This window comes from Arthrobacter sp. AFG20 (genome assembly GCF_002892795.1).
In the GTDB taxonomy this organism is placed as follows: Bacteria; Actinomycetota; Actinomycetes; order Actinomycetales; family Micrococcaceae; genus Arthrobacter.
The window spans coordinates 68,261-89,453 of record NZ_PJMC01000008.1 but is presented as its reverse complement, the minus strand read 5'-3'; the positions used below and the strand labels follow the sequence as shown (position 1 = coordinate 89,453).

Below are 21,193 nucleotides of genomic sequence, written 5' to 3'. Positions count from 1 at the left end.
ATGACCAGCCACGTCCCGTCTGCCGCCACCCTGCCAGCCGTTGAAGCCCTCACCCCGGAGCTGCTCCGCGCCTGGGCCTGGCACCGGCAGGGGCTGGACGGCACGCTCCAAGGCCGCACGCCGCAGGAGGTGCTCGCCGCGGCGGGCTGGGCGAGGTCCGTGGGCGGTGCCAATCCGTACCTGACCCTCTTCGCCCGCGCCGGGATCCGGCGTGAGCAGGTGGACACGGACGTCCGCGAGCTCAGGATCCACGAACTGCCAACCGCCCGCGGCTGCACCTACGTGCTGGGCCGGGAGGACTTCGACTGGGCGCTGAGCCTTGGCAAGAATGCTGAAGAGGCCTTCCGGGTGCTGGCGCGGCTCGGCGTCGACCGCGGCGAGATCACGTTGCTGGAGGAACAGATCCTGCACGTTCTCGGCGAGGCTGACAGTCCGCTGGATCCCAGGCAGCTCAAGGAGGAGCTGGGGGAATCGGTGCGGAGCCTGGGCGAGGAAGGCAAGAAAAAGGGGGCCGCCACCACGCTGCCCACGGCGCTGGGGCTGTTGCAGGCAGACGGCCGGATCCGCCGTGTTCCGGTCAACGGGCGGCTGGACCAGCAGCGCTACGCCTATAGACCGTGGGGCCTGCCGCCCAGCCGGCTTGGCCCCGAGGGGGCCCGCGAGGAGCTGATCCGCCGCTACCTCGGCTGGACGGGCGGGGCCACCATCAAGCAATCCCAGTGGTTCACCGGCTTCACCCTCACCGACAGCAAGGCGGCGCTCGCCGCCGTCGGGGCCGTGGAGGTGCCCACCGCCGCCGGCGGCGTGCTCTGGATGCTGCCGGCCGACGTCGAACGCCTCGCGGACTTCAGTCCGCCGGAAGGGGAACAGATCCAGCTGCTGGCCGGCACCGATTCGCTGGTGCTGCACCGCCGGAATGCGGTGGACCTGTTTGCGGACGAGGACCGGGACCGGAAGCTGCTGAACGCCACCTTGGCGCTGCAGGCGGACCTCCCGGACCATCCCATCTTTGACCGCGGCAGGATCATCGGGCTCTGGCAGTACGATCCCGGCAGGGAAAGGATCGCGGCCTGGCTCTTTGCTGGCCGGACGCCCGCCGTCGCGCAGCGCATCGCCGAGGTTGAGGCGTGGATCCGGGAGGACCTGGGCGACTTCCGCTCCTTCAGCCTGGATTCGCCGGCGTCCCGCCAGGAGCGGATCGACGCGCTGGACGCCGCGGGCTAGCTGGCCTGTTCACTGCCGGTGCGGTGCGCCGCGAAGAACTCGCGCAGCAGCATGCCGCATTCCTCTTCCTGCACGCCGGCGTAAACCTCCACCCAGTGGTTCAGGCGGCGCTCGCGCAGAATGTCGAACACGGAGCCCGCCGCCCCGGCCTTCTCATCCCAGGCCCCGAACACCACTCGGTGGATCCGGGCCAGAACGATCGCGCCGGCGCACATGGCGCACGGTTCGAGGGTCACCACCAGCGTGCAGTCCTCCAGCCGCCAGCCGTCGCCGCTGCCGCCGTCGAGCGCCGCACGTTCACGCAGCCGCGCTGCGGCCTCGCGGATGGCCACCACCTCGGCGTGCGCGGTGGGGTCCCCGAGGGCCTCGCGCTCGTTGCGTCCGGCACCCAGGACCGTCCCGTCGGGACCGATCACGACGGCGCCGATGGGCACATCCTCGGTAGCCAGGGCCCGCCGGGCTTCTTCGAGGGCAAGGCCCATCCATTCCAGGTGTTGCGGATCTGCCGGGGCCATGGGTCAATGATAGTTTCGAAGGATACTTAGCATCGGACAACGCAAGCGCCGGGAGTAACGATGAAGTCCCTGACAGAGAGGTACGGCCGGTGGCTCGGGCCCTACGCGGCCCTGTGGATAACCCTCATCATCGGCGGCTTCCTGGTGGTCGTCCTGACGCTTCTCAGCGCCGAGGTGTACAACAGCGTCGTGGACCAGGACGGCGTCTCGGGGCTGGACAAACCCGCCCTCCAGCTGGCCAAGGAGTACCGGAGCCCCGAACTCGACTCGGCCGTTACGGCCTTCACGAACATCGGCGGCGGCATCGGCATGCCCATCCTGGCAAGCATCCTCGTGGCCTGGCTGATCTATGTCAGCCGCAGCTGGCGGCCGCTCATCCTGGTGGGCGGCGCGGCGGCAGTCTCCGTCACCGCCACCAGCGTGGGCAAGACCCTTCTTGGCCGTACCCGTCCTGACCATCTCGACGCCGTTCCGCCGTTCGAGTTTTCGCCGTCGTTTCCCAGCGGGCACACGCTGAACACCACCGTCGTGATCAGCATCGTGGTGTATCTGGTGTGCCTGCAGTTCCGGAAGACCTCGGCACGGACGTGGGTGATCATCGCGGGGGCAGCGTTCATCATCGCCATGGGGCTGAGCCGGGTGTTCCTCGGCCACCACTGGCTGACGGACGTGATGGCCGCCTGGTTGATCGGGGCGGCCTGGGTTGCCGTGGTGATCCTGGCCCACCGGCTGTTCCATGTCATCCGCCGGCGGGAGCATGCGGGCCCGGCGCCCACGTTTGAGCACCCGGCCCACCTCAAGGAAAGCAAAGCCGAGCGGGCGGAGCGCCTTGAGGGGACTCCCGACGCCGGGGGAGGAGCCGGAAACCGGGGTGGGGAGCCAAGCCCCGGGTGATAGTTTTGACCCATGCGCACACTCGTCGTGGACCATCCGCTGGTCGCCCACAAGCTCACCGTCCTGCGGGATAAGAACACCCCCTCGCCGGTCTTCCGCGAGCTTACAGAGGAGCTGGTCACGCTCCTCGCCTACGAGGCCACCCGCGACGTCCGCACCCAGCCGGTCACCATCGAAACCCCGGTAGCCACCACCGTGGGGACGGCATTCACCAAACCCACCCCCTTGGTGGTTCCCATCCTTCGCGCCGGGCTGGGCATGCTCGAGGGCATGACCAAGCTGGTCCCCACTGCCGAAGTGGGTTTCCTGGGCATGGCCCGCGACGAGGAAACCCTGGACATCATCACCTATGCGGAGCGGCTGCCGGAGGATCTGACGGACCGGCAGATCTTCGTCCTCGATCCCATGCTGGCCACCGGCGGCACCCTGCGCGAGGCCATCAAGTTCCTCTTCAAACGCGGTGCCTCCGATGTCACCTGCATTTGCCTGCTGGCCGCACCGGAAGGACTGGCCAAGCTTGAGGAGGAGCTCTCGGACGCCAACGTCACCATCGTCCTCGCCTCCATCGACGAGAAGCTCAACGAGAAGTCCTACATTGTGCCCGGCCTGGGCGACGCCGGAGACCGGCTCTACGGCATCGCCGGGTAGTCCCGAGCCACCAAAGTCCCGCCCGAGGAAAGTCCACCGCCGGAGGTCTTCCGGAGCGCAGGGCGCCCCGGCTAGCCTGTGCACCATGGACTGGAAACTTGAACTCGTCTTCGTACCCGTGTCCGATGTGGACCGCGCCAAGGATTTCTACGTCAACAAGGTCGGTTTCAACGCCGACTACGACGAGCGGCCCATGGACGGGCTCCGCTTCGTCCAGCTGACCCCGCCCGGTTCGGGCTGCTCCATCGCCATCGGGGAGGGCCTCAACGATGCTCCTCCAGGCACGGCGCCCAGCCTTCAGCTGGTGGTGAGCGACATCAACGCCGCCCATGACCAGCTCAAGACGAACGGCGTGGACGTCAGTGACGTGGACATCCAGGACTGGGGCCACTTCGTCTACTTCGCCGACCCCGACGGCAACAAGTGGGCTGTGCAGTACCTGCCCAACCGGCCGAACGGCTGAGTTCCGAAAGACACGTTGGCGCACCGGATGAGGCAGGATGGAAGCCATGAGCCTTCCTGCCGAATCCGCCACCATCACGCTGACAGCCCGCGCCGTCCTGTTCGACATGGACGGCACCCTGGTAGATTCCACAGCCATCGTGGAGCGCGTGTGGACCAAGTTCGCCCGACGCTACGGCCTCGATATCGCGGAAATCATCCGTACATCCCACGGCGTGCGGGCACTGGACACCATCTGCCGCTTCGCTCCGGAGGGCGCCGACACCCACGCCCTGGCAGCCGAACTGGGACAGATGGAACTGACCGAGACCGACGGCATCATCGCGGTGCCGGGTGCCCTGCGGCTGCTCGAGTCGCTGCCGGCCGACGCCGTGGCCCTGGTGACGTCGGCGTCGCGCGACCTCGCCACCGTCCGGATGGCGGCGGCGGGGGTGGAGATGCCGGCCGCGATTGTCACCTCAGAGGACGTGTCCCGCGGCAAGCCACATCCAGAAGGCTACCTGCTCGGCGCGTCCCTGCTCGGGGCGGACCCCACGGAGGCAGTGGTGTTCGAGGACGCTCCTGCCGGCATCGCGGCAGGAGTCGCCGCCGGCATCCGGACCGTCGCGGTAGGCCCGAACACCGGCGTCCTTCCCGACGGCGTGCTGCACATCCCGGACTACACGGCCGTTTCCGCATCGGTGGAAACCGGCGAGGACGGGCGCCCGGCGATCTCCCTGCGGCTGTAGCCAGCGTCCGTCAGGACAGGTCGTACAGCGTGGCGCCGCCGATGGTCGCGGCCTGGAAGTTGGCCGCCACCCACTCCGAGATGCGCGCCGCGGCGTCGGACCCGGTTTCGCCCTGCATCATGCTTCCGCCAATGAAGTAGTGGATCTTGCCGTCTGCGACGAGCTGCCGGAACTCCTCCAGCGTGGGTGCGGGATCCGTCCCGTTGAAGCCCCCGACGGCCATGACTGGCAGTTCGGCGGCGAGCTGGTAGCCGGCCGCGTTGTTGGAACCCACGACGGCGGCGGCCCAGGTGTAGTTTGCCGCGTTCGTCTGCAGCGCTGCCACCAGGGCGTCCGACGGCGTGCTGGTGCCCAGGAGACCGCCCATTCCACCGCCGCCGCCCCGGCCGGCGAATCCGCCCTGTCCCCGGGTGCCTGGATTTGCCGTGCCCGGATTTGCGAGCGTGCCCGGTGCTGCGAAGTTGCCCTGCCCGCCAAAGGTGCCCAGCCCCGCCAGGTTGCCACGGCCTCCGGTTGCGGCCGGTCCGGCGCTGACAATCGCGCCGGAATGGGCGGTCGCCGCGGTGGCCAGGGAGTAGGCCAGCGGCGCGGCGAGGGCAGCCGTGACCGCGGCAGCCGCCGTCGTGCGTTGCAGGGACTTGCCAACCCCGCCGCCCGGTGCGAGCAGGACCACGGCCAGTACCGCCAGGATCAGCACCAGCCAGCGGAGCCACGGGACGTAGGAGGGCGAGCGGCCCAGCAGCTGGAAGGCAATGGCGGTGGCGGCTGCCAGCGCCGCGGCCAGCGGTACCGCCGCGGCTGGCAGGGTACGGCGCTGCCAGAGCAGGACGCCGCCCAGTCCGGCCAGCCCTGCGATTCCCGGTGCGAGGGCCACCATGTAATACGGGTGGATGATGCCCGCCATAAAGCTGAACGTCAGCCCGGTGACCGCCACCCACAGGCCCCAGATCACCACGGAGGCCCGGACGGCGTCGCTCCGCGGTGCCCGCCTGCCGACCCACAGCAGGGCACCGGCGAGGATCAGGACGGACGGCAGCAGCCAGGCGATCTGCCCGCCGAACTCGGTGTTGAAGAGCCGCAGCAGTTCCGGTGTTCCCCAGCCGTTCCCGCCGCCGACGCTGCCGGTTTCGTCGCCGTTGAGCCGGCCCAGGCCGTTGTACCCGAGGATGGAGTTCGACTGCGAGCCGCCAATGTAGGGGCGGTTTTCCGCGGGGATGAGCTCGACGGCGGCCAGCCACCACCCGGCCGATACCACCAGGGCGGCCCCGGCACCCGCGAGGTGCAGCAGGCGCTTCCCGACGCGGACCGGGGCCGCGACCAGGTATCCGGCCGCCAGCCCCGGCACCACAAGCAGGACCTGCAGCTGCTTGGTCAGGAAACCGAAGCCCAGAAACACTCCGGCCAGCAGGAGCCAGCGGAAGCGCGCGTCCTGGATGGCGCGCAGCACCGCATAAGCGGCCACCGTCATGAGCAGCACCAGCAGCGCGTCGGGGTTGTTGAAGCGGAACATCAGGGTGGCCACCGGCGTCAGGGCCATCACCGCCCCGGCCAGCAGGCCGCCGAGATGGGCCAGCCGGTCATCGCCGGTGGCGGGCCTGGCGGCGCGGCGCACGGCCAGGTAGAGCAGCCACGCCGTGGCCACGCCCATCAGTGCCTGCGGTACCAGAATGCTCCACGAATTCAGTCCGAAGAGACGGACCGACAGCCCGGTGATCCACAGGGCGGCCGGCGGTTTGTCCACCGTGATGGCGTTGGCGGAGTCGGACGAGCCGAAGAACCACGCCGTCCAGTCCTGGGACCCGGCCTGGGCCGCCGCCGAGTAGAAGGCGTTGGCCCAGCCGGAGGCGCCCAGGTTCCACAGGTAGAGGACCGACGTTCCGAGCAGAAGGACGGCAAGTTCCAGCCGGGACCGCAGCTCCTCCCGGAACTGCCGCTTCAGTCGAGGTTGCAGCGGGGTCCGCGGCTGCCGCGGGTTCCTTGGCTGCCCGGTGAATGTTTGCTGCGCAGGACCGTGGTTCTGGGCCTCAGCGGGGGATGAGGACCGTGGGATGGTGTTGGTCATGATTGCCTAGTCGGTCAGCTTGTAAACGTTGGAGTTGCCCACGGTCTGGGCCTCGAAGTTGGCGGCAACCCAGGTGGCCACCTCGGAGTTTCCGCCGCGTCCGCCGCCCCCGCCCATCCCGCCGCCAGGGATGAAGTAGCCGATCTCACCGTTGGCCGCCATCTCCTGGAACTGCGCGAGCGTGGGGTAGGGGTCGCCGCCGTTCCAGCCGCCCAGGGCAATCACGCTGGTGCCCGTGGCGAGTTCCAGACTGGCCGCCTGGCTGGCGCCCGAAACAATTCCGGACCACTTGGCGGTGCTGGCCTGGAGCAGCGCGGTGAGTTCGGAGTTTGCAAATCCGGCGCGTCCGCCCTGCCCGCCCGGTCCACCCATCGCGGACGCGGTAGGGCCCGACGTCGGAATCGATCCGGAGTGCGCCTGGGCTGCGGTGGCGAAGGTCCACGCAGTGCTGCCCAGCCCGCCGGCCAGCAGCGAAACCGCCACGACAGTCGCCGTCGCCGTCCTGCGGAGCCGGGCGGGAACAGCCTGGAGCGAATCGATCCGGAGCAGCAGCGCGACGGCGGCCAGCACGCCGAGGATCACCACGGCCACCCTGATCCAGGGCAGCCACGTGGCATCGCGTCCCAGTAGCACCGCGGACCAGACCGACCCGGCCAGGACTGTCGCGGCCAGCGTAATCCTGGGCGGCAAGTGGGCACGGCCACGCCACAGTTCCACCGCCCCGATGCCCACCAGCGCGGCGATCGCCGGTGCCAGCGCAACTGCGTAGTACGGGTGGACAGTGCCGCTCATGAAGCTCAGGATTCCGGCGGTGACCAGCAGCCAGCCGCCCCAGAGGACCAGGGCCGCGCGGGTACGGGAGGTGCGGCCCTCGCGGCGGGTGAACCACAGGCCGGCACCCAGCAGGATCAGGGCCGAGGGAAGCAGCCAGGACACCTCGCCGCCGAAGCTGGTCCCGAACATGCGGGTGATCCCGGCGGCACCGCCGAAGCCGACATTCCCGCCCATGCCACCGCCGCCGCCGGGCATGCCGCCGCCCATACCGCCTTCGGAGCCGGTGATGCGGCCCAGGCCGTTGTAGCCGAAGGTCAGTTCCAGGAAGCTGTTGGTTTCGGAACCGGCCATATAGGGCCTGGCCGAAGCGGGAGTGAGCTGGAACAGGGCGATGTAGCTGCCGGCCACCAGCACGATGCCGCCTGCAGCGGCGAGCAGGTGCAGGAATCGCTTGCCGAGGCTCGTCGGGGCGGCCCAGAGGTAGGCCAGTGCGAGGCCGGGAACGATCAGGAAGCCCTGGAGCATCTTGGTCAGGAAGGCCAGGCCAATCACTGCACCCGCCGCGGCCAGCCACTTCCAGCCTGCCTTTTCAATGGCGCGGGTGGTCTGGTGGGCGGCCAGCACCAGGCACAGGGTGAGCATCGCGTCGGGGTTGTTGAACCGGAACATCAGCGCGGCCACCGGCGTCAGCGCCAGCACGCCGCCGGCGAGCAGTCCCGCCGCGGGACCGGAAATGCGCTTGACCGTCAGGTAGAGGAGTCCGACGGCGGCCACCCCCATGAGTGCCTGCGGCACCAGCATGCTCAGCGGCGAAAAACCAAAGACCCTGCCTACGAGGGCAGGAATCCACAGGGCCGCCGGGGGCTTGTCCACGGTGATCGCATTTCCGGCGTCCAGGGAGCCGAACAGCAGCGCCGTCCAGTCCTTGGTACCAGCCTGGATGGCTGCGGCATAGAAGGAGTTGGCGTATCCCGTGGCTTCGAGGTTCCACAGGTACAGCACAGCGGTGAACGCCAGCAGGGCCGCCGCCGAGGGCCGGATCCAGCGCGGCTGGTTTCCCACCAGGAGCCGGGATGCCCGGCCGGCCTGGCGGGTTCGCTCCGGAGCGCCCGTTTTGGGAACACGGGCCCCAGCCGGCGCCGCGTGCGCGGCGGCCGCCGGCGCCTGCTCTGTCGTCTGATTCGGGGGAGTGACAGTGGTGCTCATGACTGTGCCATTTCTGTGGTCGGGTCGGATGCCTGCGGGAGGGATGCCTCGGAGGCGGCAGGATCTTCGGGAGCGTTGGCGGGGACCGGCCGCCGTCGGAAGACCCACAGCCGGAACAGCAGGAACTTCACCGCGGTGGCCGCGAGGTTCGCGGCGGTGACGGTCGCCAGCTCAAGCCAGCGGTCCGGCGTCGTGCCTCCCGGCAGTGCGCCGCTGTGGACCAGTGCGAGCGCACCGGAGGTGAGGGCGAGCCCGATGCCAAATACCAGCAGCCCTTCAAAGTGGTGGCGGGCAACATCACTGTTGCCGGCGATGCCGAATGTGAAGCGCCTGTTCGCGGCGGTGTTGGCAACGGCTGTGGTAAGCAGGGCCAGCAGGTTGGCCAGCTGCGGGTCCATAAGGTTGCGGCAGAGGTAGAAGAGGACCAAGTAGGCCAGGGTGGATGCCACGCCGATGGTGCCGAACCGCACCAGTTGGCCGAACAGGCTGCCGCCGGGGCTTTGCTCCTGGCTGCGTGAAGCCGCGGGGAGGGGGCCGCGGGCCAGGGCCGCGCGGAGTTCGGCGACGGGGATGCGGCCGGTGACCATGTCCTTGCTGAGCCGCGCCATGCCACGGACGTCGGCCAGGGCCGTCTGGACGATGTCCACGCTGGAGTTGGGGTCGTCGGTCCAGTCCACCGGCACCTCGTGGACGCGGAGACCGCACCGTTCGGCGAGGACCAGGAGTTCAGTGTCGAAAAACCAGGCGGTGTCCACGGTGTGCGGCAGGATCTGCTGGCCGATGTCGGCCCGGAGGGCCTTGAAGCCGCACTGCGCATCGCTGAAGCGGGCACCCATCAGGGACTGCAGCATGAAGTTGTAGCTGCGGGAGATGAATTCGCGCTTCGGCCCGCGGACCACCCGGGAGTTGCGGGTCAGCCGCGTGCCGATGGCCAGGTCCGAGTGGCCGGAGATCAGCGGTGCCAGCAGCGGACCCAAGGCGGCAAGGTCGGTGGAGAGGTCCACGTCCATGTAAGCCAGGACAGGCGACGGCGAAGCCAGCCAGACTTTCCGCAGGGCGTTGCCGCGGCCCTTCTCTTCGAGGTGCACCACGGTCACCTCACGGAGTTCCCGGGCCACCCGTTCGGCCGCCTTCAGTGTGCCGTCGGTACTCGCGTTGTCCGCAACGGTGATGCGGAACGAATGCGGGAACGTGTATTGCAGGTGGGCGTGGAGCCGGCGCAGGCACTCCTCCAGGTCGCGTTCCTCGTTGTAGACCGGGATGGTCACGTCCAGGACCGGTACTGCGGCGGCGGTGTCGATGGGCGACCGCCGGCTGTGCCCGGCGGGGGTGTGCGCCGGGGCGTGTCCTGCGATTCGGACATCAGGGTGCGGGGTGCGCAGCGGAGGGTGCGGCTGGGTTCCGGAGGCCTGTTCAGCAATGGTCATGGCTCAACAGTGGCCGCCGCTGTTATGAGGGTTTTAGGGCCAAGCTGTGCGGGGCCTGTGGAAGTAGATTCGGCGCTCGCGGCAGGAAGAGCAGGGACGCAGAAGGGCCCCGGATCCTAGCGGATCCGGGGCCCTCGGCCTTTAGACGGTCACCCTAAAGCGGTGCAAAATGCTCGTCATCGGCCGGCTTGGCCGCGGGAACTCTCAGTACCAGTTGTGGGCGAGGTGCCAGTTCAGCGCGCCGCACGGGGAGTCATAGCGCTCCTTGATGTAGTCCAGGCCCCAGTTGATTTGGGTGCGGTAGTTGGTGCGGTAGTCCGCCCCAGCGGTCGCCATCTTCTCGGCGGGCAGTGACTGGACAATGCCGTAGGCGCCGCTGCTCGCGTTGGTGGCCGTGGTGCGCCATTCCGATTCCTTCGTCCAGAGCCGCTTCAGGCACTGCATCTGGTCTGCGGACCAGCCGAAGGACCCCAGCTTGCTGGCCGCGTAGGCCTGTGCGCCGGCGGGATCGTTCAGGGCCACAGGTGCAGCGGCCTTGGCCCTGGCAGCAGCCTTCGCGGCGGCGACCTTAGCAGCGGCTGCCTTGGCGGCGGCTGCCTGAGCGTCGGCGTTGGCCTTGGCAACCGCGGCGGCGTTGGCAGCGGCGGCGGCCTTCGCGGTGGCTGCCTTGGCGGCGGCAGTCCGTGCGGCGGCAGCCTTTGCGGCGGCGGCCTTCGTGGTGGCTGCCTTGTCGGCGGCAGCCTGGGACGAGGACTGCGGCGCGATGGACGCCGCGGACGGGGCGGGCAGGGCGGAGATCAGCGTCTTGTCGAAGCTCAGGGTCTGCCCGGCGTCAGCGGTGGTTGCGGTCGGCTGAGTGGCGGAAGGCGCAGCCTGGTCAGCCGCCTGGCCTGCGGCCCCGACGCCAACGAGCACGGCGGCAGCGGTGGTCAGGACTGCTGCCCGGCGCCCGAAGGACGGAAGGCTCGCGGTCAAACGGCCCCAGGCCGTCGCAGGCCGGACCGGCTCTGCACGGTGACGGGAAATCTTGCGGTCGGACTGCTCGGAGGCGCGTTCAGGGCGCGCCTGAGTCTCAAATTCAGACATGGTGGATTGCCTCTCAACACCTGCGGAGTTAGCTGTCGGGTTCGGATGAGGTCATCCGGCCGCACGGAAAATTCACGTGTCGGCTTCACCCCAAGGGCTAATGCGGAAAGCCCGGGACTCTGGTTCCCCCGCCTCTGCCTGAACTAGCGGAATCCGGGAAGCGGCAGAGCTGGGCGTCAATCCGGACATGCGGCTCTAGTGGCGGCCGCACTCTATCGACGGTACAGGAGGCTTCTGGTTAAGTCACATTTAGGTAACGGACATCACGACGACGGCGCGGCGCCTTGCGTGGGCAGCCGGACGGCAAATTCTGTCCGGCCAGGCCGGGATGTGACCTCCACTGTGCCGCCATGCGCCGCCACGATGGACTGCACAATGGACAGGCCCAGGCCGCTGGTTCCCTCGGCCGACGCCACCCCCGGATCTCCCTGCGAAACCGCGGTACGGAGGGCCGTTTGCGCGCCCACGCCACCGGCAGGGGAACCCTTCGCCGTTGCCGAAGCAGGCGCAAGGGAAGCCTGCGCGGGCGTCGCACGTGACGCGTCTGCGCGGGCGAAACGCGCGAAGACCTTGTCCACGAATTCGGGCGGGATGCCGGCGCCGTCGTCCGTGACCGTAATCACAGCGCTGCCGTCCGCCGAGCGCATGACCCCGGTGGTGACTGTGGTCCCGGGGGCCGTGTGCTTGCGGGCATTCGAGAGCAGGTTGACCAGCACCTGGTGCAGCTGCGAGGCATCGCCCCTGACCGACACCGGTTCCTCGGGAAGGTCGAGGTGCCACGCCCGGTCCGGTGCCATGACTTTTTCGTCGCTGACGGTCTCAATCACGAGCTGCGTAAGGTCCACGTCGCTGAGCTTAAGCGGCTGCCCGTCGTCGAGCCGGGCCAGCAGCAAGAGGTCCTCCACCAGGGCGGTCATGCGTTCCGACTGGCTCTGCACGCGTGCCAGGGACCGCTGGCCGTCCGGAGTGAATTTTTCGGTCATGCGCATCAGCTCCGTGTAGCCGCGGATGGCCGTGAGCGGCGTGCGGAGCTCATGGGAGGCGTCCGCCACGAACTGCCGCACCTTCATTTCGCTTTCCTGCCGCGCCTCCAAAGCGTTGGACACGTTGTCCAGCATCTGGTTCAGGGCGTGACCCACGCTGCCCACTTCAGTTCCGGGATGGGCGTTCGACGGCGGGACGCGGACGGCGAGTGCCACCTCACCGGCGTCCAGCGGCAGGCGTGACACCTGGGTGGCCACCTCGGAGAGCTGCTCCAGCGGTTTCATGGTGCGGCGGATGAGCACCGTCCCGGCAAGGCCGATCAGCACGAGGCCGCCCAGCGAGACGATGGTAATCGTCCACACCAGCGATGTCAGGGTGTTCTGCTTTTCCGCGAGCGGGAGTCCGGTGACGATGACGTCGCCGTAAGGCGCCTGGGCGGCGACCAGGCGGTAGGTGCCGGAGGACAGTGTGCGCTCTACGGGCACGCCGTCGCGGCGGAGCTCCAGGAGGACCTGGTCGTCCGCGGCGGACAGCGAGGCAAGGGTGGCGTCCGTGGCAATGAAACCTGCGCTGATGACCGTGCCGTCCTCGATCCGGGCCGTCACGGTGCCGATCCGCTGGCCACGGGCTCCCAGCGGATCGGGCTTGGTGCCAGGATTGCCCTGGGGCGGCCGGCCGAACTCGCTGGAGCGATGGGCCGCCTCCGAGAGCTGCTTGTCCAGCTGCTGGGTCAAATAGGAGTCCATCGAGGCGTAGCTGAACAGGCCGATCGCGCCGCAAATGGCCACCAAAAGCGCCATGGCAACGAGGACCAGGCGCGTACGGAGGTGCCAGGTGTCCGGCTTCAGCCAGCTTCGGCGCTGGGTACGGGTTGCACCGGAAAGGTTTGCCACGGCCTACTCTGCCGGCTTGATGACGTAGCCCGCGCCGCGGACCGTGTGGATCATCGGCGGGTGCACGGCATCCACCTTTTTGCGCAGGTAGGAGATGTACAGTTCGACGATGTTGGCCTGGCCGCCGAAGTCGTAGTTCCACACCCGGTCCAGGATCTGGGCCTTGCTGACCACGCGCTTGGGGTTCTCCATGAGGTAGCGCAGCAGCTCGAACTGGGTGGCTGTCAACTGCAGCTCGTCGCCGGCGCGGGTGACTTCGCGCGTGTCGAGGTTCAGGACGAGGTCGCCCACCACAAGCTCGGCGGAATCCATGGCGGCGACGCCGGAACGCTGGACCAGCCGGTGCAGGCGCAGCAGGACTTCCTCCATGCTGAACGGCTTGGTGACGTAGTCGTCGCCGCCCGCGGCGAGGCCCACGATGCGGTCCTGTACCGCGTCCTTTGCGGTGAGGAACAGGGCCGGGACTTCCGGCGCGAAGGCGCGGATCCTGCCCAGGAGCTCGACGCCGTCGAACCCGGGAAGCATCACGTCAAGCACCAGCACGTCCGGGCGGAACTCCTTGGCGAGCTTCACCGCCTCCGGACCATCGGCAGCGATGGCGACGGACCAGCCAGCCATGCGCAGGCCCATGCTCATAAGTTCTGAGAGGCTCGGCTCGTCGTCGACCACCAGGGCGCGGATGGGGGATCCGTCCGGGTGGGTCAGCTGGGGAAGGTTGTTGGTCATGGAGTGCGAAGTGGCCATGTGACAACTCTCCGTTCTGGTGATTAGCCGGCGCTTTGGCAACCCTGTGCGCCGGCTGTGAATCCCAGCCTAGCGAGCTGAAAGGCGCCGTGTACGCATTTTTCAGGTCACAGGCATGGCCCTTGCGCCGCACAGGCCAATCACAGGAAGGCTTTCCAGTCTGGTACGGACACGTCCGCACCCCTAAGGAGACCGCAATGAGCGGACAGCAGCACACACCTGTTCCAGAAACCACACCCCTGCCTCCGGCGCCGCAGCCGGATAAGTACTCATACCAGCCAGGGCCGGGGGCCGGCCGGGATGCCGGTTCCGGGGCCGGGCCTGCCCGAGCTGCCGAACCCGACACTGAACCGGTGACCTCCCTGGGCACGTTCTCCTCGGGCAGCGCCGCCTCGAATGCCGCACCGCCCGCCGCCGTGCCGGACTCTGCCGCCCCGGCGGCCGATCTCAACTCCCAAACCACGAACTACCAGGCCCCGCACGCGGGCTGGGGTGGGCCGACGTTGGCCGGAAAAGCGGGAGGTCCGGGCGGCGGCGGCAAGCCCTGGACCATGAAGCGTGGGCTGGTCGTGGCCGGTGCGGCTACGGTTCTTGCCGCTGGCGCCGGAGCCACCGTTTACGGTTTGGGCAGCAACGCTGCCGCTGCCGGCGGAACGGCCGCAGGTGCCCAGGGCGGGTTGGCGCAGGGTGGAACGCAGGGCGGTTTGAGCCAGGGCGGCCTGCCGCAGGACGGCGGGTCGATGGGCGGTCCGGGCCTGCAGTCGCCGGGAAGCGGAACGGCGCCAGGACAGGGAGGCGACTTCGCGCCCAACGGCCTCGGCGGCATGGGCAGCGGCGTTTCCGCGGCCGTCCATTCGGAGTACGTCGTCGAGGAGAACGGGAAGTACGTCACCAAGGTGGCGCAGCTCGGCACTGTTTCCGCCGTTTCCTCCGGTTCGGTCACAGTGAAGAGCGCCGACGGGTTCACCCGCACTTACACGCTCAGCGACGACACGGTGGTGAGCAACATGCTGCAGCGGCGCCAACAGTCGGCAACCGGCGACCGGACAGTGGCCGACATCGTTACTGGAGCCGCTGTGAGGATTGTGGCCGGCAAGGACGGCTCGGCGTTTCCTGCGGAGAGTGTGCAGGTGAGCGGCACCAGCGCGCAGTCGGGCGGAGGCACCGGATCAGGCGGGAGCACGCAGTCAGGAGGAACCAGCGGCACCGGCCAGTCGAGCTGATTGCCCAGCCGAGCTGATGGATGCGGAAAGGCGGCGCCCAGGCGAAGGGGCGCTGCCGCCGTCGTTCTACGAACTTGACCACAGCCCCAACCCGCGCTCGGCGGAAAATTCTTCGTCCGGAGCGCGTCATAGCTGGACAACCAACGAATCCGGGCTGCGGGTTTTCGGCAACTCTAATGCCATTGAATATTCAGTGAGTTTTGCTGGAAAAATCGAAGAAGATTCCGCAAGAGCAGCTTTCCGACCGTCCGTTCAGGAAAATAAATTGAAAAATCGACCAGCCGCAAAACTGTGATTTATCACACAAAGGCGCGGTTTGTCTCAGCATACGGACAGTTCCGTCCATTGTTACTTGCAAGTTTTCATTGTTACGTTGCACACTTTCAAATGTGAACAAGAACTCAACAGCACCTGCAGCCGCAGAACATTGGCCCAGCACACCAGCTGCTGCCGACATGCGCTGTTGTCGAATGCACGCCTAACTTTCACCACCCCACGAAGTTTTTAGGCATTCGCCCCCCGGCCCAGCGTAGGGCGCCCCTCCCCAAAATCATTGCGGGGACTCAAGCATTCGAGCCGCGATGACGGCCATTCACATTGAGGTAAGCATTCATGTCAGTTGCATCCGGATACGTCCACATCTCAGTCCGTAACGCCAACAAAGCAGGCCAGGCATCGGGTCTGCGGCAGGGATTCGGCGCCCGCCCGGCCTTCGCCCCGGGTGGCCAGGCCAACAGCGTTCCCGCCGCCCCGGGTTACGCACCCCAGGGCTACAACCCGAACTCGTACGGCCAGCTGCGCGCCGTCCAGACTGACGAAGCCGCGCCGCTCACCGCGCCCACGCCTGTTGTGGCCCCGGCCGCCGCCGCGCCGGTCCGCGCCGTACCCAATGAAAACGTTGCCCGCGGGTTCGTCCTGTACATGGGCATTGATGAGGAAACCGCGGCTGCTGCCGGCACCTCGATCGCCAAGCTCGCCCAGGAAATCCGGGCTTATGCCCAGTCGCTGGTTACTGGAGCCGAGAGCTACGCGGCCGTCGCTGTGGCGCCGTCCAGCGCCCCCGGTTCGGCGCTCGACGTCGTCCGTTCCACCTTCGGCGACCCCACCGTCAATGCCCGGCAGCGCACCGAGACCGCCCGCGTGCAGCCGGCCCAGGATCCCCGCCCGTCGGGTGTCCTGATCGATCTCGCCCGCCGCGAGGTGCACCTCGACGGCGAGTCCCTGAACCTGACGTTCAAGGAATTCGAACTGCTCAACTACCTCGTTGAGAACGGCACCCGCACCGTGGGCCGCGACGAACTGCTCGAGGGCCTGTGGCGGAACGCCGAAGAGGTACCTAACGAGCGCACCATCGACGTCCACATCCGCCGCCTGCGCTCCAAACTCGGCCGCCTCGCCAACACCGTGCGTACCGTCCGTGGCCAGGGCTACCGCTTCTATGAGCACCCGGAGGTCGTTGTCTGGGCCGCTCCGGAGTACTCGATCTAGTCCTTAAGCGACGCGCCAAAGCGGCTTTCTGCCGTGCCTTAGCGTTCGCTGGCTTCCTTGACCTCGCAAGCTCGGACAAGGAATCCGGCCAGCTCTCTTCCTCCTTCGTTCCTCGGGGCCATCGAGCACTGGCCTCCGCGGCTAGTAGGGTGAGTCCATGAGTGCGCACCATAAGAAGCGGCTGGTCCTTATGCGCCACGCCAAAGCGGACTGGCCGGGCGGGGTGGCGGACCATGAGCGTCCCCTGGAGGAGCGCGGCCACCGCGAGGCCCCGCTGGCGGGCAAATGGCTGCTCAAGCACAAAATCGTCCCGGATTTCATCCTGTGCTCCAGTTCTCTGCGAACCCGGCAGACGTGCACGTGGGTGTGCAGCGAACTCGGCGAGAAGGCTCCGACGCCGAAACTTGAGGACGGGCTCTACGGCGCCTCCGCACTGCGCATGCTTGCGGTCATTAACCACGTGCCGGACACCGTGACCACGCTGATGGTGATCTCCCACATGCCCGGCGTGCAGGACCTGGCCATGCACCTGGCCTCGCGGGATTCCAATCACGACGCCTACATGGATGCCGCAACGCGGTTTCCCACCAGCGGGCTGACCGTGCTGGAGACCGAGAAGCCCTGGGCGGAGCTGGATGGCCAGGATGCCAAGCTCACGCACTTCAAGGTTCCCCGCGCACACTAGCCGCGCCGCGCCGCCGTCGGACTGCGCCTTGCCGGGTTCAGCGACGAGGCTTGCTTCCGTCCGATGTCCCGGTGCTGTTCATACGCGGGCCGGAAGAGCGTGGTGCGGTAGGCCTTTGTGCGCCTGTCCGCTGGGCTGGCTTTTGCTGGCCTGTTCGCTGGGCGGGTTGCCGGGCGCCTGCGGGAAGCCTCGCTGCAGGACGGGGCGGTGCTTGGGGCGCCCGGGTGGTGGACGCGGGAGCCGGCCTTTTGGCGGTGCGGGCCGGGCTTGTGCTCCGGGACTTGGCCATGCCAGCAGCCCTGGCCGTGCCGGTGGCTCGCGTGAGTTCTTCGTGCTGCAGCCGCCTCCGGGACGGCCAGACCGCCGCGCAGAACAGCACCAGCAGCGTCAGGCATCCCGAGGCCGCCGCAAGGTAGAAGTAGATGTCCGAGTCCCGGGTGCTCACGGCCTGGCCCAGAGCGCCAGCATCCTGGTTGAAGGCGAGTCCCCATGTGCGCAGGAAGGCGATGCCGCACCCGATGAACAGGCTGGTTCCCACCCCGCCCGCCAGCAGGGCAAGATAACGGTGGCGGGCAAAGGCTTCCGCCACGGACGCAACGTATCCCACGGCCACGGCGCCGAGGAATGCAACCAGCGCCGCTTCCTCGAGCGTGATGGACGTCAGCACCAGCAGACCTGCCGCCGCGGTAAACGCACCGATCGCTGTCTTTCCGCTGTTACCCATGTGACGCATGGGACTAATCATCCCTGAGGATCGTGCCCCTTCAGCACGTAGCCGCGCATGATTGTCATGATGGCTGCAACGCTTTGGTCACGGCTCCGTTCGGGGTTGTATGTCTGGCGGTCCAGCCCCACCACAAAGCAGGCGCCAAACACGGCCGCTTCCAGGCTTCCCCGGGAAATGGTGGCATCCACCGGGTACTGCGCAGCAACGCTTTCGATTGCCGTGCCGATCACCTGCAGCAGCCGGGTCCGGAGTTCGGCGAACGTGTCCTGCCATTCGCTCGGCGTGCGCCACTGCTCGCCCACCCACAGCCTGGCGAAGGACGGGTACTCGGCCATGAAATCCATGGCCTGGCCGACCATCGCCTCCATGCCGGCCAGAGGGTCCGCCGTCCCGCCCGTCACGCTGAGCAGCCGGGCCTCGAGGATGTCGACGCCGTGCCGCAGGAGCTGGGCGATCAGGTCGGACTTGCTGCCGAAGTTGTAGTAGACGGTCCCCTTGGACACGCCGGCCGCAGCGGCGATCTCGTCCACCGTCACACCTGACGCACCGCGTTCCCCGATCAGGTCCATGGATGCCTCGAACAGCTTCTGCTTTGTGGCATTGGTCCGGCCGGGGCGCAGCTTCCTCGGTGCAACGGGTTCCTGGTCCGCCTCCAGCGTGCTCATACGGCGATCTCCGGTTTCAGGGTCTTAAGGGTCCAGAACTTGTTCTTGCGGACGGCCAGCGTCGAAAGGCCCATCCCCAGCAAAGTGTAGCCAAACAGCCCCGCCACGGTGGCCGGGATCAGGGACAGGTCCGCGCCGTAGACCAGGTGCCGCATGCCATCCACCACGTAACCCATGGGCAGGACCCGGTGGACGGCGTGCAGCGGCTCGGGCGTGGTCTGCCACGGGAAGGTGCCGCCCGAGGAGACCAGCTGCAGCACGAGCAGGATGAGCACCGCCAGCTTTCCCGGCGAACCGAGGAGCGCCACTACGCCCTGGATGATGGCGCTGAACGCCATGGCGGCTGCAAGGAGGAACAGCCACATCAGCCACGGATGGGCAGGATGCAGTCCAAGGCCGACGTTCACGACGACGGTGAGCAGGCTCGCCTGCACGGCAGACACCGCCAGGAACGGAAGCCAGCCTCCGACGGCGATCTTCCAGGCCGGCACGTTGGAGGCTAGGGCGCGCTGGGTGATGGGCCGCATGGCCTGCACCAGCATGAAGATGCCGATCCACAGGGCCAGGGTCATGAAGAAGGGTGCCAGCCCTGCACCGTAGGAGCCCGCCTTTGCCTGCGAGACGTTGCTGACCGCGACGGGGTCGGCCATAACGGCCGAAAGGTCGCTCTTCTGCGAGTCATCGGGGTGGGGGACGTTGCCGGCTCCCTGGGACAGCCCGTCAGCAAGTTTCCCGGCTCCGGCCGCGGCGGTGCCCGCTCCGCTCTCGAGTTGCCCCGCACCGTCGTCGAGCTTTTGGGCACCTGCCGAGAGGGCGGCGGAGCCGTCCACCGCCGTCTGCTCACCGGAAGCCAACGTCGCGGCTCCGGCCGCCAGCCGGTCTGCCCCGGCGGACGCGGTCGAGATGCCGCCCGTCAGCGCGGGGGCGGCGGCAGCCAGCTGCGCCGCGCCGGCACTGACCGCAGCCGATCCGTCGGAAAGCTGCTGGATCTGCGCGGCGTCTGCCTGGATCTTCGCCTTGGCATCACTGACCGGACCGGAGGCAGCCGCTGAATCGACTTCCGCGAGCACCTTGTCCGCCTGTTCCTGCGTCAGCACGCCGGCGGCCACCAGCTTGCTGTTGGAGGCCTGCACCCGGCCGCGGAGGCCATCTTCTGCAGCCCCGAGCTGCCCGACGGCGTCCTGCACCTTGGTGTTCAGCGCCGCGTTTCCTGCCGCAACCTGCGCGGCACCGTCAGCGAGGCGCTGTGAGTCCGCCGGAAGCCCTGCCGTCCTGTCCCGCAGCTCCGTCAGCCCTCCGCTCAGCCGTCCGGCGCCGGCCGAGAGCTCGTTCGCCCCGTCACGCAGCCTGACCTGGCCGTTGTAAAGGTCGGCGGCCCCGGTGTCCAGCTTCCCGGTTCCCTCATGCAGGGTGACCGCACCGTCGTGCAGGCGCGTGACGCCGTCGGCCAGTTGGGCAGCGCCATCGGCCGCCTTCACCATCTGGCTGTGGATGGTGCCGAACCCGGTGAGGAGCTGGTTGGCCGTCTCCGCGCCGACCTCCTTGGCCACCGACGCATGGACGGCAGTGGTCAGCTTGTCCACGATGGTGCTCAGCAGGTAGTTGTTGGCGTCGTTCGTGGTGACGTTGAGCATGGCCTGGGTCGCCGAATCAAAGCTGCCCGGCGAGGCGAGATTGGCGGAGAAGTCCTTGGGGATCCTGAGGGCGAAGGCGTACTTTCCGTCGCTGACGCCCTGGTCCGCCTCCGCAGCGGACGGGACCGTCTGCCAGTTGAACACATGCCCGTCGAGGAGGCTGTCCGCCACCTTCTGCCCGGCCTCCAGCCGGGTACCATTGGCGGTGGCCGCCCCGGTGTCCTCCACCACCAGTGCGGCGTCGATCCGGTCGAGATTGCCGTACGGATTCCAGTTGGCATAGAGGTATACCGCGCCGTAGAGCAGCGGCACCAGGGTCAGGGCCAGGATGGTCAGCTTGGGCAGCAGCCCGCCGGTCATGCGCTTGAGTTCGGAGCGCGCCAGCCGCAGGACAGTCACTTGGCCACCTCACCCGTCGCGCTCGAGTTTTTGTCCACATAATCGGACTTCGGGGGCGTTTTAAGGCCATCATCTGTACAAAAACTCCCCGGGGAGGGACGGCGGGCAGCGTTGCCGATTGCCGCAGTCGGTCCGGTCCAGTCGTCCGGGAGAGACGTAACGGTTGCAACAACGGCGAGGGGCCGGCCGCCGTCGTACGCCAACTCCGTGAGCCGCGGCAGCCAGTGGGCAGAATCGGCGCCGTGCCGGTCCGGGGAGTCCACCACGAGGAGGTCGGTGCCGGGGTCGGCGAGGGCCAGTGCGGTGAGGAGCTCGGTGCGGCGCGCCGGCAGGAGCTGCTCCGTCCACATGCCGGCGACGTCCTCGAAGCGGTTGACCTTCAGCCACGGCTTGCTGAGCAGGGCGCCGCGGTAGCGCCGGGGGATCAGTGCCAGATCCTCGGTCACGAGGTCCGCGACGCTCAGGTGCTGTTCGGGTTCGTTGACGCCGGGGGAGTCGACCAGGGCGCTGGCGCGGCGCAGCGGCCGAACCCCGGCCGAGCCGTCCCAACTGGCGGTGCCGCCGTCGGGCTTCATCCGGCCGCTGAGAACAAGGGCGAGGGCCGTGCGCTGGTCCTGGCGGTCACCGGTTACCAGCAGCAGTTCACCGCGGGCCACCTGAAGGGAAGTCGCCGGCAGGAGGTCGAGCCGCCGGCCTTTGACGCTGAGCTGTCGTGCGCAGAGCAA

At 68.1% G+C, this 21,193-nt stretch carries 20 protein-coding genes and 1 riboswitch; of the genes, 8 read left to right on the top strand and 12 right to left on the bottom strand.

Going from position 1 to position 21,193, the window contains the following annotated elements; translation table 11 throughout:
* Positions 1-1,224, top strand: coding sequence for a DNA glycosylase AlkZ-like family protein (locus tag CXZ05_RS11305; protein WP_102972698.1), 1,224 nt, complete (start codon positions 1-3; stop codon positions 1,222-1,224).
* Here the strand turns inward: CXZ05_RS11305 and CXZ05_RS11300 are convergent.
* A complete protein-coding gene (locus CXZ05_RS11300) occupies positions 1,221-1,739 on the bottom strand; it encodes a nucleoside deaminase (protein WP_102972697.1) in 519 nt (172 codons plus the stop codon). The two genes, CXZ05_RS11305 and CXZ05_RS11300, sit on opposite strands and share 4 nt — an antisense overlap.
* Positions 1,740-1,799: 60 nt before the next feature.
* Here CXZ05_RS11300 and CXZ05_RS11295 point away from each other — a divergent pair, with 60 nt between their 5' ends.
* The 4 genes from CXZ05_RS11295 (at position 1,800) to CXZ05_RS11280 (ending at position 4,471) form a co-directional block, all read left to right on the top strand.
* On the top strand, positions 1,800-2,633 hold the full coding sequence (locus CXZ05_RS11295; protein WP_102972696.1) for a phosphatase PAP2 family protein: 834 nt from the start codon (positions 1,800-1,802) through the stop codon (positions 2,631-2,633).
* Positions 2,634-2,645: 12 nt separating this feature from the next.
* Positions 2,646-3,281 carry a uracil phosphoribosyltransferase gene (gene upp, locus CXZ05_RS11290; RefSeq protein WP_102972695.1) on the top strand — a complete coding sequence of 212 codons (636 nt, stop codon included), beginning with the start codon at positions 2,646-2,648 and terminating at the stop codon, positions 3,279-3,281.
* 85 nt (positions 3,282-3,366) lie between these two features.
* Positions 3,367-3,744 carry a VOC family protein gene (locus CXZ05_RS11285; protein ID WP_102972694.1) on the top strand — a complete coding sequence of 126 codons (378 nt, stop codon included), beginning with the start codon at positions 3,367-3,369 and terminating at the stop codon, positions 3,742-3,744.
* Positions 3,745-3,790: 46 nt separating this feature from the next.
* The gene (locus CXZ05_RS11280) at positions 3,791-4,471 is read left to right on the top strand and encodes an HAD-IA family hydrolase (RefSeq protein WP_180987366.1); all 681 of its coding nucleotides are present in this window, start codon (positions 3,791-3,793) and stop codon (positions 4,469-4,471) included.
* 10 nt (positions 4,472-4,481) lie between these two features.
* Here CXZ05_RS11280 and CXZ05_RS11275 read toward each other — a convergent pair whose 3' ends face one another.
* The 6 genes from CXZ05_RS11275 to CXZ05_RS11250 form a co-directional block, all read right to left on the bottom strand.
* Positions 4,482-6,533 (bottom strand): glycosyltransferase family 39 protein, encoded by a 2,052-nt coding sequence (locus CXZ05_RS11275; RefSeq protein ID WP_102972692.1) that lies wholly within the window; start codon positions 6,531-6,533, stop codon positions 4,482-4,484.
* A gap of 6 nt (positions 6,534-6,539) precedes the next feature.
* Positions 6,540-8,513, bottom strand: coding sequence for a glycosyltransferase family 39 protein (locus tag CXZ05_RS11270; RefSeq protein WP_180987365.1), 1,974 nt, complete (start codon positions 8,511-8,513; stop codon positions 6,540-6,542).
* Positions 8,510-9,940: a bifunctional glycosyltransferase family 2/GtrA family protein gene (locus tag CXZ05_RS11265; RefSeq protein ID WP_102972691.1), complete on the bottom strand. Its 1,431-nt coding sequence runs from the start codon at positions 9,938-9,940 to the stop codon at positions 8,510-8,512. Before CXZ05_RS11265 ends, CXZ05_RS11270 begins: the two co-directional genes overlap by 4 nt.
* 204 nt (positions 9,941-10,144) lie before the next feature.
* Positions 10,145-11,026, bottom strand: a complete 882-nt coding sequence (locus tag CXZ05_RS11260) for a hypothetical protein (RefSeq protein WP_102972690.1) — start codon at positions 11,024-11,026, stop codon at positions 10,145-10,147.
* Between the two features lie 5 nt (positions 11,027-11,031).
* Positions 11,032-11,185: riboswitch (cyclic di-AMP (ydaO/yuaA leader) on the bottom strand.
* A gap of 104 nt (positions 11,186-11,289) precedes the next feature.
* Positions 11,290-12,903 (bottom strand): HAMP domain-containing sensor histidine kinase, encoded by a 1,614-nt coding sequence (locus CXZ05_RS11255; RefSeq protein ID WP_180987364.1) that lies wholly within the window; start codon positions 12,901-12,903, stop codon positions 11,290-11,292.
* Between the two features lie 3 nt (positions 12,904-12,906).
* Positions 12,907-13,647 carry a response regulator transcription factor gene (locus CXZ05_RS11250; RefSeq protein ID WP_102972689.1) on the bottom strand — a complete coding sequence of 247 codons (741 nt, stop codon included), beginning with the start codon at positions 13,645-13,647 and terminating at the stop codon, positions 12,907-12,909.
* 197 nt (positions 13,648-13,844) lie between these two features.
* On the opposite strand from CXZ05_RS11250, the gene CXZ05_RS11245 reads away from it, so the two are divergent.
* Positions 13,845-14,870 (top strand): hypothetical protein, encoded by a 1,026-nt coding sequence (locus CXZ05_RS11245; RefSeq protein WP_102972688.1) that lies wholly within the window; start codon positions 13,845-13,847, stop codon positions 14,868-14,870.
* Between the two features lie 190 nt (positions 14,871-15,060).
* Here the strand turns inward: CXZ05_RS11245 and CXZ05_RS22850 are convergent, their stop codons facing one another.
* Complete coding sequence (locus tag CXZ05_RS22850; RefSeq protein WP_146033089.1) at positions 15,061-15,327, bottom strand: hypothetical protein; 267 nt, start codon at positions 15,325-15,327, stop codon at positions 15,061-15,063.
* Positions 15,328-15,482: 155 nt separating this feature from the next.
* On the opposite strand from CXZ05_RS22850, the gene CXZ05_RS11240 reads away from it, so the two are divergent.
* Positions 15,483-16,358, top strand: a complete 876-nt coding sequence (locus tag CXZ05_RS11240; protein ID WP_102972687.1) for a winged helix-turn-helix domain-containing protein — start codon at positions 15,483-15,485, stop codon at positions 16,356-16,358.
* 157 nt (positions 16,359-16,515) lie between these two features.
* Positions 16,516-17,043, top strand: a complete 528-nt coding sequence (locus CXZ05_RS11235) for a histidine phosphatase family protein (protein ID WP_102972686.1) — start codon at positions 16,516-16,518, stop codon at positions 17,041-17,043.
* Positions 17,044-17,080: 37 nt separating this feature from the next.
* Here CXZ05_RS11235 and CXZ05_RS11230 read toward each other — a convergent pair whose 3' ends face one another.
* The 4 genes from CXZ05_RS11230 to CXZ05_RS11215 are packed head-to-tail and all read right to left on the bottom strand — an operon-like array spanning position 17,081 to position 21,193.
* Positions 17,081-17,767 carry a hypothetical protein gene (locus CXZ05_RS11230; protein WP_180987363.1) on the bottom strand — a complete coding sequence of 229 codons (687 nt, stop codon included), beginning with the start codon at positions 17,765-17,767 and terminating at the stop codon, positions 17,081-17,083.
* Between the two features lie 17 nt (positions 17,768-17,784).
* Complete coding sequence (locus CXZ05_RS11225; protein ID WP_102972685.1) at positions 17,785-18,435, bottom strand: TetR/AcrR family transcriptional regulator; 651 nt, start codon at positions 18,433-18,435, stop codon at positions 17,785-17,787.
* On the bottom strand, positions 18,432-20,468 hold the full coding sequence (locus tag CXZ05_RS11220) for a YhgE/Pip family protein (RefSeq protein ID WP_102972684.1): 2,037 nt from the start codon (positions 20,466-20,468) through the stop codon (positions 18,432-18,434). Before CXZ05_RS11220 ends, CXZ05_RS11225 begins: the two co-directional genes overlap by 4 nt.
* A complete protein-coding gene (locus CXZ05_RS11215; protein WP_102972683.1) occupies positions 20,465-21,193 on the bottom strand; it encodes an ABC transporter ATP-binding protein in 729 nt (242 codons plus the stop codon). The genes CXZ05_RS11220 and CXZ05_RS11215 overlap by 4 nt, the downstream gene beginning before the upstream one ends.

Bases quoted from the DNA above. Each gene is read 5' to 3' on its own strand.
- CXZ05_RS11305 (WP_102972698.1), top strand. From the start codon at position 1: ATGACCAGCCACGTCCCGTCTGCCGCCACCCTGCCAGCCGTTGAAGCC.
- CXZ05_RS11300 (WP_102972697.1), bottom strand. From the start codon at position 1,739: ATGGCCCCGGCAGATCCGCAACACCTGGAATGGATGGGCCTTGCCCTC.
- CXZ05_RS11295 (WP_102972696.1), top strand. From the start codon at position 1,800: ATGAAGTCCCTGACAGAGAGGTACGGCCGGTGGCTCGGGCCCTACGCG.
- upp (WP_102972695.1), top strand. From the start codon at position 2,646: ATGCGCACACTCGTCGTGGACCATCCGCTGGTCGCCCACAAGCTCACC.
- CXZ05_RS11285 (WP_102972694.1), top strand. From the start codon at position 3,367: ATGGACTGGAAACTTGAACTCGTCTTCGTACCCGTGTCCGATGTGGAC.
- CXZ05_RS11280 (WP_180987366.1), top strand. From the start codon at position 3,791: ATGAGCCTTCCTGCCGAATCCGCCACCATCACGCTGACAGCCCGCGCC.
- CXZ05_RS11275 (WP_102972692.1), bottom strand. From the start codon at position 6,533: ATGACCAACACCATCCCACGGTCCTCATCCCCCGCTGAGGCCCAGAAC.
- CXZ05_RS11270 (WP_180987365.1), bottom strand. From the start codon at position 8,513: ATGAGCACCACTGTCACTCCCCCGAATCAGACGACAGAGCAGGCGCCG.
- CXZ05_RS11265 (WP_102972691.1), bottom strand. From the start codon at position 9,940: ATGACCATTGCTGAACAGGCCTCCGGAACCCAGCCGCACCCTCCGCTG.
- CXZ05_RS11260 (WP_102972690.1), bottom strand. From the start codon at position 11,026: ATGTCTGAATTTGAGACTCAGGCGCGCCCTGAACGCGCCTCCGAGCAG.
- CXZ05_RS11250 (WP_102972689.1), bottom strand. From the start codon at position 13,647: ATGGCCACTTCGCACTCCATGACCAACAACCTTCCCCAGCTGACCCAC.
- CXZ05_RS11245 (WP_102972688.1), top strand. From the start codon at position 13,845: ATGAGCGGACAGCAGCACACACCTGTTCCAGAAACCACACCCCTGCCT.
- CXZ05_RS22850 (WP_146033089.1), bottom strand. From the start codon at position 15,327: ATGTCGGCAGCAGCTGGTGTGCTGGGCCAATGTTCTGCGGCTGCAGGT.
- CXZ05_RS11240 (WP_102972687.1), top strand. From the start codon at position 15,483: ATGTCAGTTGCATCCGGATACGTCCACATCTCAGTCCGTAACGCCAAC.
- CXZ05_RS11235 (WP_102972686.1), top strand. From the start codon at position 16,516: ATGAGTGCGCACCATAAGAAGCGGCTGGTCCTTATGCGCCACGCCAAA.
- CXZ05_RS11230 (WP_180987363.1), bottom strand. From the start codon at position 17,767: ATGGGTAACAGCGGAAAGACAGCGATCGGTGCGTTTACCGCGGCGGCA.
- CXZ05_RS11225 (WP_102972685.1), bottom strand. From the start codon at position 18,435: ATGAGCACGCTGGAGGCGGACCAGGAACCCGTTGCACCGAGGAAGCTG.